The following is a 15264-nucleotide window of genomic DNA, read 5'->3' on the forward strand; positions in this document are numbered from 1 at the left end:
AGCAGAATTTATCTATCAACCTCACCAAAAACAATATCCAAAGATCCTAAAATAGCAGAAACATCTGCTAATTGATGCCCCTTACATAAAAATTCCATCGCCTGAAGATGCGCAAATCCGGGCGCACGAATCCTACACCGATAGGGCTTATTACTCCCATCAGAAACCAAATAAACCCCAAATTCTCCTTTAGGAGCCTCTACAGCCGCATAAACTTCTCCAACCGGAACATGATATCCTTCCGTATAAAGTTTAAAATGATGAATCAGCGCCTCCATAGAACGTTTCATATCAGCTCTTCTTGGAGGAATAATTTTGGAATCCGAAGCAAATACCGGACCCACTCTATTATCTCCAAGCAAACGATCCACACACTGTCGTATGATTTTTATAGATTCACGCATTTCCATCATACGCACCAAATAACGATCATAACAATCCCCTTTTTTTCCTATTGGGATATCAAAATCTAACTCTGCATAACATTCATATGGCTGAGACTTGCGCAAATCCCAAGCCGCACCAGACCCACGAATCATAACCCCTGAAAAACCTAATCCCCACGCATCTTCAAGTTTAACAGTACCAATATCAACATTACGTTGCTTAAATATACGACTTTCAGTTAAAAGACCGCTAATATCATCAAGCACCGCAGGAAAAGAATCACACCAACAACCAATGTCTTCAACTAATACAGGCGGAATATCCTGGTGAACCCCTCCAGGACGAAAATACGCTGCATGCATACGTGATCCAGAAGCACGCTCATAAAATACCATAAGCTTTTCTCTCTCCTCGAAACCCCATAAAGGAGGAGTCAACGCTCCGACATCCATAGCTTGCGTGGTTACATTTAACAAATGAGAAAGAATACGCCCAATTTCGGAATAAAGAACACGAATTAATTGTCCTCGAATTGGAATTTCAATTCCGAGAAGCTTTTCAACTGCTAAAGCGTATGCATGCTCCTGATTCATCGGAGCCACATAATCCAAGCGATCAAAATACGGAACTGCTTGCAAAAAAGTTTTGGTCTCAATAAGTTTTTCGGTTCCACGATGCAAAAGTCCTATATGAGGATCAACACGCTCTACAACCTCACCATCAAGTTCAAGAATAAGCCGTAAAACTCCATGTGCCGCAGGATGCTGCGGACCAAAATTCATAGTAAAACCACGAATCTTCTTCTCACCCATCAATAATGGACTCCAACCCTATCAAACCAAAAAAATAAAATAACGATCTTTCTAAGAAACGTTTCCATTCTCAGAATCTTTATCAGCAAAAAGAGGCGACCCTTCCCAAGGAGATAAAAAATCATAATCACGGTACTCCTGCATCAACTCCACAGGGCTATAAACAACTTTCTTAGCCTTATCATCATAACGAAGTTCTACAAAACCAGTGACCGGAAAATCTTTACGCAAAGGATGCCCTTCAAAACCATAATCCGTAAGTATACGTCGTAAATCAGGATGACCTTCAAATTTAATGCCGTACATATCCAATACTTCACGTTCAAACCAATTTGCCGCAGGATATACTTCAACCATTGAAGGGATAGAATCCCCTTCAGACACAGCCACTTTCACACGTACACGACAATTGTATTTTGGAGATAGAAAATGATAAACAACATCAAAACGGCTCGAACGACTTAAAAAATCAACACCGCATAAATCTACTATATTTACAAAACGGCAATTCGAATCGTCTCGAAGAAAATAACAAAGAGAAAGCAGATCTCCACAATCAACATCAAGAGATAATTCTCCCACTGAATTAATAGTAGACCTCACAGAGCGACCAAAGGAATTAACTATGTAATCACCGATATCTTCCATCTTTCTAACCACATCATAACCTTTTTAACGCTTAATATTACCAATACGACGAATTTTCTTTTGCAATAAAAGAATCCCATAAATAAGAGCTTCTGCCGTTGGAGGACAACCAGGAACATAAACATCAACAGGAACAATACGATCACATCCCCGTACAACAGAATACGAATAATGATAGTATCCCCCTCCGTTAGCACATGAACCCATAGAAATAACATAACGAGGCTCTGGCATCTGATCATATACCCTACGAAGCGCCGAAGCCATTTTGTTAGTTAACGTACCAGCAACAATCATAACATCTGATTGACGCGGAGAAGCACGTGGCGCAAAACCAAAACGCTCAAGATCATACCGAGGCATAGAAGCCTGCATCATTTCAACAGCGCAACATGCTAATCCAAAGGTCATCCACATCAATGATCCAGTACGAGCCCAAGTCACCAATTGATCAATAGGAGCTACAAGAAAGCCTTTGTTCATTAGCTCAGTATCTGTACTGGGAAAATCCATACCCGCCTTTTCCAGAGAAAAAGAACTGTGATCAACAACAATCTTTCGATCAAATTTCGTTAGTCCCACTCCAAAGCTCCCTTTTTCCATTCATAAATGAAGCCAACAGTCAGAATCCCCAAAAACACCATCATGGATCCAAATCCCAACCAACCAATTTTCTTGAAATAAACCGCCCACGGAAATAAAAAAGCAATTTCTAGATCAAAAATAATAAATAAAACAGATACCAAACAAAACCGAACATCGAACTTCATATGAGCACTGTCAAAAGGATCAAAACCACACTCGTAAGTTGACAACTTTTCTGGATCAGGAGATTTAAAAGCCACTAAAAATGGAGAAATCATAAGAGCGATCACTATTGCTGATGCAATGGCTATAAATACTAAAATCGGAGCATAAGAGGTTAAAAGATCATTCACTTTGACTTAACTTCCATTACCAAAACGCACTAATCTGTACGGATAAAAATAAATACATTCTCACAACAATACAATAACATTATATTAAAAGGAGAACAATATATCACATAAATTACAAATATACGGTGTGAATTAATATATATGGCGCGAGTGACGGGGCTCGAACCCGTGACCTCCGGCGTGACAGGCCGGCGCTCTAACCAACTGAGCTACACCCGCAATTATCATTTGACTTGCGACAATCAATCAAGAAAGCGAGTCTAAAACTTATATACATAACTAATAAACTAGAAAAAATATTCTATACTCATTTACTACAAAACTGACAGGAAATACAATTGAAATACGTCAGTCACATTAAATTAAAAACATCAACAGCATAATTACCATATAATACATATTATTACTATGCACAATAAAACAATCAATCACTAACCTAAAATGATATGTTATTTTTATCAACAAAAAAATTATTTTTATTATGCCATTTTTTATTTGCGAACATTTGTAAATTATTGTATCAGTGATCTAATTAGAGGGCAATTAGCTCAGTGGTAGAGCGCCTCGTTTACACCGAGGATGTCGGGAGTTCGAATCTCTCATTGCCCACCATGTGTATAAAGATAGTTCAAAAAAATTTGCTCTTTAATGATGTAGAAATATTCTATTTCATAAGATATTAATTATATCCCTATATTTTTTAACTTCCTATCATTGATTGTCTCCATAAAGAGCAAGTATTGAAAAAATTATAAAACCACGAATATTTTGGTAAATATATTACAATATTCAAAAAAGATTCCTGAACTATTCCAATATAGAGCGCAAAAAAATCCATCAATCCTAAAATGAGCGTCTTTTAAAATAAAAAAGTCAATACATACCATCATCGCAAATTATCTAAACAGATATGTGAGCGCAATAACACCGCACACACCTCTCCCAATGAATCACTCTTAAGAACAATAATAAAGATTGAAATACCAATAATTTAAAAAATGAACACTAAAATTTTTCACAACTATAAATTCATATCTTTAAAACCGACGAAAAAAGCAATAACTCTACATAACGCTCAATACCCAAAAAATCATATCTTATCTCAAATAAAATACATCTCTGTACCAGTAAAAATTATTCCTAATTGTAATTAAAAAATAAAATTCAAAACATGACTTTTATACGAAAAAATAATAAAAAAGAGGGGGATTTTTTTAAATCCCCCTCTCCATAGGCATACGGATGTATGACAATGATTTACATCATGTCCATACCACCCATACCACCCATACCACCCATACCGCCCATACCGCCGCCGGCAGGCATTTGAGGAGCTGCTGATTCATCTTTTGGAAGATCAACAACAACAGCTTCAGTAATTAACAGCATAGACGCGACAGAAGCCGCAGACTGTAGAGCATTACGAACTACCTTCACAGGATCAATAATACCCATTTCAAACATATCGCCAAAAACGCCTTTCTGAGCATCATACCCAAAATTAACATTTTTGTTTTCCTGTATCTTGCTAACAATAAGCGCAGCTTCATCGCCAGCATTTTCAATAATTTGACGACATGGATATCCCAAGACTTTGCGAACAATCTCTATGCCAGCGCACTGGTCACTATTATCTCCTTTAACAGATAATGCTTGAGCAGCTCGGATGAGCGAAATACCGCCCCCCACAACAATACCTTCATCGGATGCAGCACGTGTAGCATCAAGAGAATCTTGGTAGCGATCTTTTTTCTCACTCAACGCTGCCTCAGTCACATCTCCGACCTCTATAACAGCAACACCACCAGCTAATTTAGCCAAACGCTCTTTAAGCTTATCACGGTCATAATCTGATTTAGTTTCTTCAATAGCGGCCTGAATTTCACTAATACGAGCCTGAACTAGTTCCTGAGAACCACATCCCCCAACGATTGTTGTATCATCTTTGGTCATAACAACTTTTTTAGCAGAACCTAGATCAGCAACTGTAGCTTTTTCAAGTTTAAGCCCAACTTCATCGGAGATAACAGTAGCCCCTACTAAAACAGCAATATCCTGAAGAACCGCCTTACGACGATCACCAAAAGCAGGTGCTTTTACCGCAAGAACTGATAAATTACAACGCAATCTATTAACAACAAGAGTTGCCAATGCATCCCCTTCTACATCCTCAGCAATAATGCATAAAGGACGACCAGATTGAGCAACAATTTCCAGCAATGGAAGGAGGGGTTGAAGAGCCGATATTTTCTTGTCATAAACCAAGATATATGGATTTTCAGCTTCAGCAGTCATTTTTTCAGAATTGGTCATGAAATACGGAGATATATACCCTCGATCGAATTGCATCCCCTTAACAACTCTAACTTCAGTAGTAGCTGTTTTGGCTTGATCAATGGTAATAATTCCATGTGGACCTATTTTTTCCATCGCAAAAGCAATTTTTTCACCAATATCTCTATCACCGTTAGCAGAAATAGTTGCTACCTGGATGATTTCTTCACGACTTCCAACTTTTTTATGGTTAACTTTAAGATAATCTACAACTTCTTGAACAGCGAGATTGATACCACGCCTCAAATCCATAGGATTAAGTCCAGCGGCAACATACTTCCGACCTTCATTAATAATCGCCTGAGCAAGACAAGTAGCGGTAGTTGTACCGTCTCCTGAATTATCTTCTGCATTAGTCGCTACATCTCGTATCATACGAGCACCGACTTCATGGAAATGATTCTTAAAACTTATACTTTTAGCAACACTCACACCATCCTTAGTGACACGAGGAGCCCCGAAAGAATTAGCGATGATAACACAACGCCCTTTGGGACCGAGAGTACACTTTACAGCGTCAGCAAGTGCGTTCACACCATACGCCACACTGTCCCGAGCATTAATACCCAACTTAATATCTTTAGCAGACATAGACTAAAACTCCTGATTTTACGAAATCATATAATTAACAGAGATCAACAAGATCCCATTTAAACATTACTTATTTTGGCCTGTCTCCAACTACGACACCTATGATATCTGATTCTTGCATAACAAGATATTCTTCATCACTTCCAAGCTTAATTTCCGTTCCAGACCATTTGCCAAAAAGAACGACATCACCAGGCTTTACTTCAGGTTCAATAACTTTTCCAGATTGATCGGTAACACCTGCGCCAACCCATACTACTTCACCTCCACAGGCAGAAGGCTTTTCAGAAACGGTATCTGGTATTATAAGACCGCTTTCTGTCATTGTTTCACTTTGAAGACGGCGTATAACCACACGACCTCTTGACGGACGCAAATAGCGCTTATCCACCATATTCCAACTCCTAAATTTAAAAAAAACGAATACAACAACAAGCTAAAACAATATCCTTGTTACTGTTATCACTCTAATCCACACGAGTGCTAGTAACGTTTATCTAGGAACAAACCACTATGAAGTCAAGGGGGATCCCCCAACAATAAACCAAAAAAGATCAATCACATTTATTACGCTATAAATCAATAATAGGAATGATTGAATCAAAGAATATTTATATTCAATAGTAAATTAAATATCCATGTACTACTATAGATTTTACTGAGGATAAAAAGATCAATCACATTGATTGCACTATAAATCAGTAATAGGAATGATTGAATCAAAGAATATTTATATTCAATAGTAAATTAAATATCCATGTACTACTATAGATTTTACTGAGGATAAAGGAATTTAAATGACGAAAGAAATCTCATCTCTATGTCAAATTTCACCATTTTACGATATCATCCTTTGTGATGTATGGGGAGTGCTCCATAATGGGCAAAAATTATTTCCTGGAAGCATTCCCGCTTTACAAAAAGCGCGTGAGAATGGCTTAAAAATAATATTATTGACCAATTCTCCACGTCCATCTGCCAGTGTTATCTCCCACATACAATCACTAGGATCCTCACAAAAATTCTGGGACGATATAATCACTTCTGGCGATCTAACCCATCACCTACTTGCAAAAGAATCACACAATATATTTTTCATAGGACCTGACAGAGATCGCGTTCTACTTGAAAATCTCAATGTTAAAGTAGTTGATGAACAATATGCCGAAACAATAATTTGCACTGGTTTATACAACGATGAAACAGAAAAACCTGAAGATTATCGCATATTGTTAGAGCCTTTTGCGCGCCGTAACATTCCTTTTATCTGCGCTAATCCCGATATATTAGCCAATCGTGGCAATAAAGTTGTTCCTTGTGCCGGAGCACTAGCCCTCATCTATCAACAATTAAACGGAATAATTAAAATGGTAGGAAAACCCCATTTACCTATCTACGAAATGGCATTTAAAAAAATATCTACTCTATGTAATTCATTAGACAAGAAACGTATACTTGCTATAGGAGATGGAATGGAAACCGACATTAAAGGAGCCCTACAATCCGGAATAGATGCATTATACGTGAGCCAAGGAATTCATACGCATGAATATTCGGCAAATAATAAAATTGAGGCACAAATGTTGCAAAATTTCTTTATAAGGAAAAATTTACATCCTCATTGGTGGATTCGAGAATTAATCTAAACAGGGACAACTATGCACGTTTTCCATAATATTGAAACAAACCAACCACTGCCAAATCATTTAAAGGGTGGGGTAGTCGTCATAGGAAATTTTGACGGAATACATCTTGGGCATTATTCAATACTAGAACATGCCATAAAAATAGCTAATGGCGCTCCAACTGCGGTTCTTTTATTCAGCCCCCATCCCCGTATTGTACTACAATCTTCTACTCCACTATTTACGTTAACCCCCCAATCCATTCAGACAAAAATCCTCGAAAAAATGGGCTTTTCTGCGCTTATTAGATATAAATTTACCCTAGAAATGTCTAATTATTCTTCCGAGCAATTTATCCGTAAAGTGTTAGTAGAATGGCTAGAAGCAAAAAAAGTGATTACAGGATCCCAGTTCCGATTCGGGAAAAATCGTTCTGGAGACGGAACTTTCTTGGAAAAAAGTGGACGAAAATATGGATTTAATACCATCCTCATTGATGAATTGCGTGATAACACCGATCAGATTATATCTTCTAGCAAGATTAGAACAGAATTAACAAATGGCAATGTTCATAACGCTGCTCATTTACTCGGATATCATTTTACCATTGAATCAAAAGTCGTTCATGGAAAAAAAATAGGACGCACATTAGGATTTCCTACAGCAAATATGCAACTATCATCGGAAACCTCACTTAAAGAAGGAGTATATACTATCCATTTTCGCACACAAGATAAAATATCTTATAATGGAATTGCAAACTTTGGTAGAAATCCAACCGTCATTCAAAACGGCCCTCTCCTTCTAGAAAGTTTTATTTTCGACTTCTCTCAAGAAATCTATGGACAAACATGCGCTGTTTCATTCTTTGATTTCTTGCGTCCAGAAATAAAATTTAAAGACCTCCAAGAATTACAAAAGCATACTCAAAAAGATGAGAAAAAAGCTCGCAAACTCCTGGAAAATTACCAACCGTTAAGCGAAAGAGATCGCATAATATGTTTTTAATCCCATCAATAACTTTACTCCTAAAGCCTCTCTTTTCCCATTAAAAACCAATAAAACTATCGATCTTTTTAAGTCTTAAATCTCTCAGAATAATTGATGTTTTCTGGAAGATATGTTATAGATATATTCCACATGTTTTATTGGCTATGAAAGAGGTATCCCCGTTGTTTGTGCGTTTTGTTCATAAAAAAATGATCTTTTGCGTTTTAATCCTCCAATACTGGGCAGCTTTTTGCTCTTATAGTATCGCCCTTCAAACACATGAAATAGCATCCGAATCGGCAACGATTGGAGAGGAAAATTTCCCTCTAGAGAGAGCTGATGGGCAGAAAGAAAAACCCTCTTATCAAAGTAAAAAAGATGTAATAAATAAAAATATACTTGTTCTTTCAAATAAAAAAGATCTGAAAAAACCTAAAAATACAGAAAGTATACTAGATACCTTTCCTCTCCCTCCCCCTCCTGCAAAATATTATAAATGTTGTTAAAAGAAGAAATTTAAACACCATCCGCCTATTTGCAATAGACAAAGAATATGGCAATGATTTGCATAAAAAAATTAGCATCATATTTTATTACCATATAATATCTTTTAACGCACACTCTATCATGCTATCATGCAAATACTAGACAAAAGCAAATAGTAAGTTATACTATGCCTGTTGTAAAAATAATTTCCTTTGGGTGATTAGCTCAGTGGTAGAGCAGCTGACTCTTAATCAGCCGGTCGCTGGTTCGAAACCTGCATCACCCACCATAATTTACTGGTAAATTCCATTGCGAACAAATCCTTATTCTTGATATTTTAATCCATCTCTTTATACTAACATACTACCAGTATAATAGAATGTTCTTATCGCGACATCTTAATCATCTCTTAAAAAGACCACGTATAAATTGATCCTTTCATAGAATGATACCTGATAATAGCTTTTCTCTCACACGTTTCATAAATTATTATTAAAAAAATATAGACTAAAGAATACTTACTAATGTCTTTGTAAATAGATGTATTATCCTAAATTTTTATTTTATTTTGAAAAAATATCCCCACTTAATGGTTTACACTCGTATCATAAAGTGATAGTTGAAAAATGTTTTGAATATGAAAAATCTATGCTGATTATTTTTTGCCGTATCTTTGTTTATTTCAATCTAAAAAAATTGAATTATAACAATACTTTGAAGGCTATTAATTCCAACAATTGAAAGGGGACACCCGTTAATCTAAAAAAAATTGAATTGTAAAAATACTTTGCATGTCATCAATTCCAATTAGATAGGAACACTCGTGATAAATACTGCTAGTACTAATTATAATACCTACAAATATACAAAGATATATGTGTTTATTCTCTTTTTTATCTTTGGAGGAATAACTAGTTTAAACTCTATCCTTATTCCCAAATTACAGAATAGTTTTTCTCTCACATACCTACAAGCAATGCTTGTTGAAGCAGTTTTCTTTTCCTGTTATTTTTTTTTTCCATCCCTGCTGGGATGCTCATCCAACGATATGGTTATATAAAAAGCATCTGCATAGCATTATTGATTTTATCAATAGGTTGCATACTGTTTATAACCACTACTTACATCACAACCTTTGAAGTATTTTTAGTTGCTCTATGTATCTTGGCAATAGGGGTAGTAATTCTTCAAGTTGCTTTGAATCCCCTTGTCTCATTATTGGGAAGTCCCAAGACAACATCTAGTAGACTTACTTTTGCGCAATCCTTTAATTCTTTAGGAACGACTGTTTTCCCCTATATCAGCTCTATATTAATCTTGGGAAATTTAACGGATACGAATAAATCCATACTTCAATCTGAATTGGAAACCAATCAATACCACACAACAAGCGTTATATCGCAAATGTATTTAACAATTGCGATATTTTTATTACTTTTTACCTTTTTATTCTGGAGGCAACGCAATAATTTTACGGAACCTAAAATAAAATACTCAAAATTTTTCCAGATATTTACCATTTTAAAAAAACCTCGATTTGCGATGGGCGCCTTCTGTATCTTTCTTTACGTTGGTGCAGAAGTAGCTATTGGTAGTATTATGGTCAATTATCTAATGCGCCAAGACACCCTATTCCTAGGAAGCGTGTCTGCTGGCCAGCATACCGCGATCTATTGGGGCAGTGCCATGATTGGTCGATTCTTAGGTTGTTGGATACTATCCCGTTTTTCTGATGCCAAAAACTTGTGTGTGTGTTGTCTCACAGCATCTTCTCTCGTGATCATTTCTGCCTGTACTGTTGGCTTTATATCAGGATGGTCTCTAATAATCGTTGGTCTATTCAATTCCATTATGTTTCCTACTATATTTTCTCTAGCAACCGTAGATCTGAAAGATCGAAAATCTGAAGGATCTAGTATTATATGTACCACCATCTCAGGAGGAGTCATTATTCCTTTAATCTTTGGATACATGGCAGACATCACAACCTTAAGAGAAGCATTAATAATCCCTGCTATTTGCTATATGATCATTGCAGCATATGGCATATTCTGTCATGATAAGAAAAGTGGTTCTTCAGCAGAGATAGAATAAACCCTATAGATCTCGTAAAAATAGCGATTGACGCATAATTTGCTGACGGAGAGGTTTTATTGTGTTCAACATATGGAACGTTCCTGTACGTAAAATCTGTAGCAAAGGATAGTTTACAAAGAGCGATCGATTAAACAAATCTGTAAATACAGTCCTCTTAATAACATCTCCACAACGAATAGAATGAAAGCGATTTCCTATATTCTGAAAAGAACTTTTATTTTCCTGAAGCAAATCCAATAAAACAATGATATCTCGGATTGATAAATTAAGTCCTTGCCCACATATCGGAGGAAGTGCGTGCGCAGCTTCTCCAATCAAAACCACCCTATTTTTACCCAAACAATACGATATCATTCCCGATAGAGGAAAACCTTGAACTTCTGTTATCACCTCAATCTTACCAACTGCAGAAAACAAATACTGCTCAAGCCTACGAGATATTTCATTCCAAGGAAGTTTAAGATAAAAATCTGCTTCTTGAGATTCCATAATCCATACAAGACTAGAACAATTACCCCCCATAGGAATTTGAGTGACAGTTCCTAGAGGCTTATGCAACTCTACACATAGACCATTATGAGGCTTAGAATGCTTAAAATTAAGAACAAGCGCTTTTTGTGAATAAGACCATTTTTTTTGTCTAAAACCCATTTGTCGGCGAACCAATGAGTTGCGCCCATCACTACCAACAAGCAATCGACCAATAATTTGCTCTCCTGTAGAAAGAGTAACACTGACCTCTTTTTCTTCTACTTTAACTTTGTCAGCCGAAGCATTAAAACAATGGATAAGAGAATTTTGAGAAATTACCTCATCAAGAACTTCCATTAATGCATGATTAGGAATATTATAACCAAACGCATCTAAACCAATTTCAGTAGATTGAAATACCGCATCTGGAGCCTTGATCAAATAACCAGTAATATCAACCAATTTGAAGGAAGATACAGGTTCTGCAATGTGTTGAATAGAATTCCATACTTCTATATCTTTTAAAAAACCAATGCCTTCATTCATCAGCATAGTCGTTCGCAAATCCTGAAAAGAAGATGAGGGGGAGACAAATGCTGTCAATAGACCTTTTCTTGCAGAGCCAAGTGCAGCAATAAAACCTATCAGTCCACCGCCTATAATAATCACATCAAAACGATTCATTGGATTCTACCTTTATCGAAATGCACTTTTCCCCCGCCAATATAATATACTAACACTGTATATTTTATTGATGATATTGACTAGTAGCAATAAACGCTTTTCTTTCTATGCTATATCATACTATACTGTTTAAAGAAAAAGCTTCTTGCTTTTATAAAAGATAAAATTGTGATAGAAAATTTAAGAAAAAATTAATTGGAATACCCCACGATTGGAAAAATGAATTATAGAAACTTTTCATCTAAATGTATTGGTGCTTTTTCAGTACATATTCTAACTGCTTGCGGTTCTTTTTGTGCATTTCTTGGTGTCATAGCCGCTGCTCAATATCGATTAGTTGATATGTTTTGGTGGATCGGTTTAGCTCTTATTATTGATGGATTTGATGGGCCTATTGCTCGCAAAATGCGTGTCAAGGAAGTTCTACCTAATTGGTCCGGAGATACACTTGATAATATCGTTGATTATCTAACCTACGTCATCCTTCCAGCTTTTGCACTGTATCAAAGCAATTTACTGGATAGCACTGGATCATCTATCGCTGCCGGAATGATTGTTATATCAAGCGCTATTTATTATGCTTATACAAATATGAAAACAGAAGAGCATTTCTTTTCTGGTTTTCCCGCAGTTTGGAACATGGTTGTTTTTTTTCTTATTGCGCTTAATGCTAGCGTTATTGTTTCAACGATAGTTATTGCTACATCTACAATTCTTACATTTGCGCCTGTGAATTTCTTACATCCAATTAGGGTCGTGCGACTACGTCCTCTTAATGTTTTTGTTTTATTTTGTTGGTCTTCTTTAGGGGTGTATGCTCTGTTATCAAATTTTCAGGTACCTTATTGGTTTTTTTTCTCTTTTAGCTTATGTGGGATTTACTTGTACAGTATAGGTGCTATATTACAAATTTTTCCTAATCTGGGGAAAAAACGAAATCATTAATATATAAACAATTCTTCTGATCTCGTAAAAGAAAAACATGATCTCTATGAGAAAATCGCTTTATAATACGCAGAGATCAATCCCATAATATAACCAATCTTTAAAAAGTTATTTGCTCAATTTATGTTATATAAAATTGACAAAATTCATGTGTTAGAGTTCGTTGCACATTTAAACAATACTGATTTCGATGAATTTTTTCTACAAAATTCAGCATAAAAAAATATTATAAAAAATAGGATTATGTGACACATGGAGAAAAAATAATCCGCACAATTGCAAAACAATGAACTTCAATTATTGATATTAAATAGAGAATAGTAGAATATTTTATCTTATTTTAAAAAAATGGTTGGGGTGCCTGGATTCGAACCAGGGATCGCGGTACCAAAAACCACTGCCTTGCCACTTGGCTACACCCCAATAATGAAAAATATCTTATTTACTGAATTATAGATTACAAATAACGACTACCTATAACAGTCAGCTGATTATCTGATAAGGTTTTGATCTCATATCTAGCAAAAGATAGCAATAGTTTCATATAATATTTTTAAAAAGTATTTTGATTATCCATTGATATTCTTCAAGATTAATAAATTATAAAATCTATTTCTCTTTTTACCATCATCAAAGTATTGTCAAAAAATGTTATTCCTTTAAAAAATATAAATACTATTGTGATTACTATTGCACGATTTTTATATCATAAAAATGTGGTTTTAGACAATATTCCAAACGATTTGTTTTCACAATTTATGCTATCAATAGCCTCTTCCTAACCAATTCTATTGATTAGATAGAACTCTAGACAACTTAATTTCCCAAAAACAAACATTATCTTATCTTGTTTCAATAGCAATTGATATTACTTAAAAGTAATATTCAAGAAAAAATTACTACCTTTATGGAAAATATCTCAATCACTCTTTTGGCGTTGAAACCACCTATCATGGATAATGCTCATTCTCACATCCGGCACAATGTATATCTTAGGCAATACCAAATCTCAGCAAATCTAAAAAATGGACAATACCTATTATCTTTTGATTAGCATCCACAACCATAAGAACAGAAATATTATGCTGTTTTAAAAACTGCATAGATACCGTTAGGAGAGTATCTTCCGAAATAACCTTAGGATTTTTCGTCATAATATCTTCAACAGTTAACACATTGAGATTCTTTCTAAAATTTCTAAATATATCTCCTTCTGTTACAATTCCTTTTAATCTTTGATCTTCATCAACAACCGCAATACACCCAAATCTTTTTTCCGAAAGTACTGGAATAGCATCTATTAATAATGAACCCATCTTTACAAGGGGAAGCCGTGTACCAGTATGCATGACGTCTGTAGCACAAGTAAACAATGATCCTAATTTCCCACCTGGATGCAAAGCATAAAAATCATTTTCTGTAAAATTTTCTGCTTCCATAAGCGCCATAGCTAAGGCATCTCCTATTGCTAATTGCATGATAGTAGAAGTCGTCGGAGCTAAGCCATAAGGACAAGCTTCTGGTTCTTTTGGTAATTTAAGTACAATATCTGCATGACAAGCTACAATCGATTTGTTTTCCGAAGTAATAGCAATTAACGGAATAGAAAACCGACGAGCATGACATAAAATAGCCTTAAGTTCATTGCTTTCTCCACTCCACGATAGGGCAATAATCACATCATCTTGCGTAATCATGCCAAGATCACCATGATTAGCCTCAGCAGCATGTACAAAGAATGAAGGCGTTCCCGTAGAAGCAAATGTAGAAGCTAATTTCGAACCAATATGACCGCTTTTACCAATTCCAGTAACAACCACACGACCTCTAATAGCCTTAATTTTTTCTACAGCACGACTAAAATGAGAAGATAATTCTCCTAGTAAAGATGATTCTAAAGAACTCAAACCCTTTTTCTCTATTTCAATACTTTGCAGAGCAGATTGAATAGCTAAATTACTCATAAGGGAAAAACCTTTTCTATTAAAATTTATAAAATGAAAAACTATCCTTAAGTTATCCAAATGATATTAAAAATTAAGAAATGATTATTGCTATTTAATGCCATAATATTTTCTTCTTGCCAAGAAATTACATTTATAACATCAGCTTTTTAATTGATATTGATCAGGTTTGTTCCTTCAAAATGAGAAAAACTATCATATCTTGAAAGATACGGTAGATAATCTATCCAACAAAATGGGCTCTTAATCCAATAGAACTAGATTTAAAATTTTTGTTAGGCAATCTCCATAA

At 35.4% G+C, this 15264-nt stretch carries 13 protein-coding genes and 4 tRNA genes; 7 read left to right on the forward strand and 10 right to left on the reverse strand.

Annotated features, from left to right (window positions below):
* Positions 1-8 precede the first annotated feature (8 nt).
* The 5 genes from CKC_RS04700 to CKC_RS04720 all read right to left on the reverse strand — a co-directional run bounded on the left by CKC_RS04700 (position 9) and on the right by CKC_RS04720 (position 3004).
* On the reverse strand, positions 9-1199 hold the full coding sequence (locus CKC_RS04700) for an NADH-quinone oxidoreductase subunit D (protein ID WP_013462380.1): 1191 nt from the start codon (positions 1197-1199) through the stop codon (positions 9-11).
* 51 nt (positions 1200-1250) lie between these two features.
* Positions 1251-1847, reverse strand: coding sequence for an NADH-quinone oxidoreductase subunit C (locus CKC_RS04705; protein ID WP_013462381.1), 597 nt, complete (start codon positions 1845-1847; stop codon positions 1251-1253).
* A 24-nt stretch (positions 1848-1871) separates the two neighbouring features.
* Positions 1872-2360, reverse strand: coding sequence for a NuoB/complex I 20 kDa subunit family protein (locus tag CKC_RS04710; protein WP_244392010.1), 489 nt, complete (start codon positions 2358-2360; stop codon positions 1872-1874).
* Between the two features lie 59 nt (positions 2361-2419).
* Entirely contained in the window at positions 2420-2785 is a 366-nt protein-coding gene (locus CKC_RS04715; protein WP_013462383.1) for an NADH-quinone oxidoreductase subunit A, read from the reverse strand.
* 142 nt (positions 2786-2927) lie between these two features.
* Positions 2928-3004 (reverse strand) — tRNA-Asp (locus CKC_RS04720).
* 318 nt (positions 3005-3322) lie between these two features.
* Between CKC_RS04720 and CKC_RS04725 the strand changes: the two genes are divergently transcribed.
* Positions 3323-3397 (forward strand) — tRNA-Val (locus CKC_RS04725).
* A 645-nt stretch (positions 3398-4042) separates the two neighbouring features.
* Here CKC_RS04725 and groL read toward each other — a convergent pair.
* Both groL and CKC_RS04735 read right to left on the reverse strand, forming a co-directional pair.
* The gene (gene groL, locus CKC_RS04730; protein WP_013462384.1) at positions 4043-5710 is read right to left on the reverse strand and encodes a chaperonin GroEL; all 1668 of its coding nucleotides are present in this window, start codon (positions 5708-5710) and stop codon (positions 4043-4045) included.
* Positions 5711-5780: 70 nt separating this feature from the next.
* Entirely contained in the window at positions 5781-6104 is a 324-nt protein-coding gene (locus tag CKC_RS04735; RefSeq protein ID WP_013462385.1) for a co-chaperone GroES, read from the reverse strand.
* Between the two features lie 403 nt (positions 6105-6507).
* Between CKC_RS04735 and CKC_RS04740 the strand changes: the two genes are divergently transcribed.
* From CKC_RS04740 to gluP, 5 genes are all read left to right on the forward strand, one after another.
* Positions 6508-7356: a TIGR01459 family HAD-type hydrolase gene (locus tag CKC_RS04740; protein WP_013462386.1), complete on the forward strand. Its 849-nt coding sequence runs from the start codon at positions 6508-6510 to the stop codon at positions 7354-7356.
* A 12-nt stretch (positions 7357-7368) separates the two neighbouring features.
* Entirely contained in the window at positions 7369-8343 is a 975-nt protein-coding gene (locus tag CKC_RS04745; protein WP_013462387.1) for a bifunctional riboflavin kinase/FAD synthetase, read from the forward strand.
* Between the two features lie 146 nt (positions 8344-8489).
* Positions 8490-8831, forward strand: a complete 342-nt coding sequence (locus CKC_RS04750; RefSeq protein WP_044054134.1) for a hypothetical protein — start codon at positions 8490-8492, stop codon at positions 8829-8831.
* 194 nt (positions 8832-9025) lie between these two features.
* Positions 9026-9100: transfer RNA gene (locus CKC_RS04755), tRNA-Lys, on the forward strand.
* Positions 9101-9843: 743 nt separating this feature from the next.
* Positions 9844-10905, forward strand: a complete 1062-nt coding sequence (gluP, locus tag CKC_RS04760) for a glucose/galactose MFS transporter (protein WP_244391951.1) — start codon at positions 9844-9846, stop codon at positions 10903-10905.
* 3 nt (positions 10906-10908) lie between these two features.
* On the opposite strand, the gene CKC_RS04765 is transcribed toward gluP, so the two are convergent.
* Positions 10909-12063 (reverse strand): FAD-dependent monooxygenase, encoded by a 1155-nt coding sequence (locus tag CKC_RS04765; RefSeq protein ID WP_013462390.1) that lies wholly within the window; start codon positions 12061-12063, stop codon positions 10909-10911.
* A gap of 219 nt (positions 12064-12282) precedes the next feature.
* Here CKC_RS04765 and CKC_RS04770 point away from each other — a divergent pair, with 219 nt between their 5' ends.
* Entirely contained in the window at positions 12283-13008 is a 726-nt protein-coding gene (locus tag CKC_RS04770; protein WP_013462391.1) for a CDP-alcohol phosphatidyltransferase family protein, read from the forward strand.
* A 349-nt stretch (positions 13009-13357) separates the two neighbouring features.
* On the opposite strand, the gene CKC_RS04775 is transcribed toward CKC_RS04770, so the two are convergent.
* A tRNA-Gln gene (locus tag CKC_RS04775) sits at positions 13358-13431 on the reverse strand.
* A 569-nt stretch (positions 13432-14000) separates the two neighbouring features.
* Positions 14001-14972, reverse strand: a complete 972-nt coding sequence (locus tag CKC_RS04780; RefSeq protein WP_013462392.1) for a KpsF/GutQ family sugar-phosphate isomerase — start codon at positions 14970-14972, stop codon at positions 14001-14003.
* Positions 14973-15264: the final 292 nt, after the last annotated feature.

This window comes from Candidatus Liberibacter solanacearum CLso-ZC1 (genome assembly GCF_000183665.1).
In the GTDB taxonomy this organism is placed as follows: domain Bacteria; phylum Pseudomonadota; class Alphaproteobacteria; order Rhizobiales; family Rhizobiaceae; genus Liberibacter; species Liberibacter solanacearum.

Coding starts and splice junctions, on each gene's coding strand:
- CKC_RS04750 (WP_044054134.1), top strand. CDS start 8,490: ATGAAAGAGGTATCCCCGTTGTTTGTGCGTTTTGTTCATAAAAAAATG.
- gluP (WP_244391951.1), top strand. CDS start 9,844: ATGCTCATCCAACGATATGGTTATATAAAAAGCATCTGCATAGCATTA.
- CKC_RS04735 (WP_013462385.1), bottom strand. CDS start 6,104: ATGGTGGATAAGCGCTATTTGCGTCCGTCAAGAGGTCGTGTGGTTATA.
- CKC_RS04765 (WP_013462390.1), bottom strand. CDS start 12,063: ATGAATCGTTTTGATGTGATTATTATAGGCGGTGGACTGATAGGTTTT.
- groL (WP_013462384.1), bottom strand. CDS start 5,710: ATGTCTGCTAAAGATATTAAGTTGGGTATTAATGCTCGGGACAGTGTG.
- CKC_RS04705 (WP_013462381.1), bottom strand. CDS start 1,847: ATGGAAGATATCGGTGATTACATAGTTAATTCCTTTGGTCGCTCTGTG.
- CKC_RS04770 (WP_013462391.1), top strand. CDS start 12,283: ATGAATTATAGAAACTTTTCATCTAAATGTATTGGTGCTTTTTCAGTA.
- CKC_RS04710 (WP_244392010.1), bottom strand. CDS start 2,360: ATGGATTTTCCCAGTACAGATACTGAGCTAATGAACAAAGGCTTTCTT.
- CKC_RS04740 (WP_013462386.1), top strand. CDS start 6,508: ATGACGAAAGAAATCTCATCTCTATGTCAAATTTCACCATTTTACGAT.
- CKC_RS04780 (WP_013462392.1), bottom strand. CDS start 14,972: ATGAGTAATTTAGCTATTCAATCTGCTCTGCAAAGTATTGAAATAGAG.
- CKC_RS04745 (WP_013462387.1), top strand. CDS start 7,369: ATGCACGTTTTCCATAATATTGAAACAAACCAACCACTGCCAAATCAT.
- CKC_RS04700 (WP_013462380.1), bottom strand. CDS start 1,199: ATGGGTGAGAAGAAGATTCGTGGTTTTACTATGAATTTTGGTCCGCAG.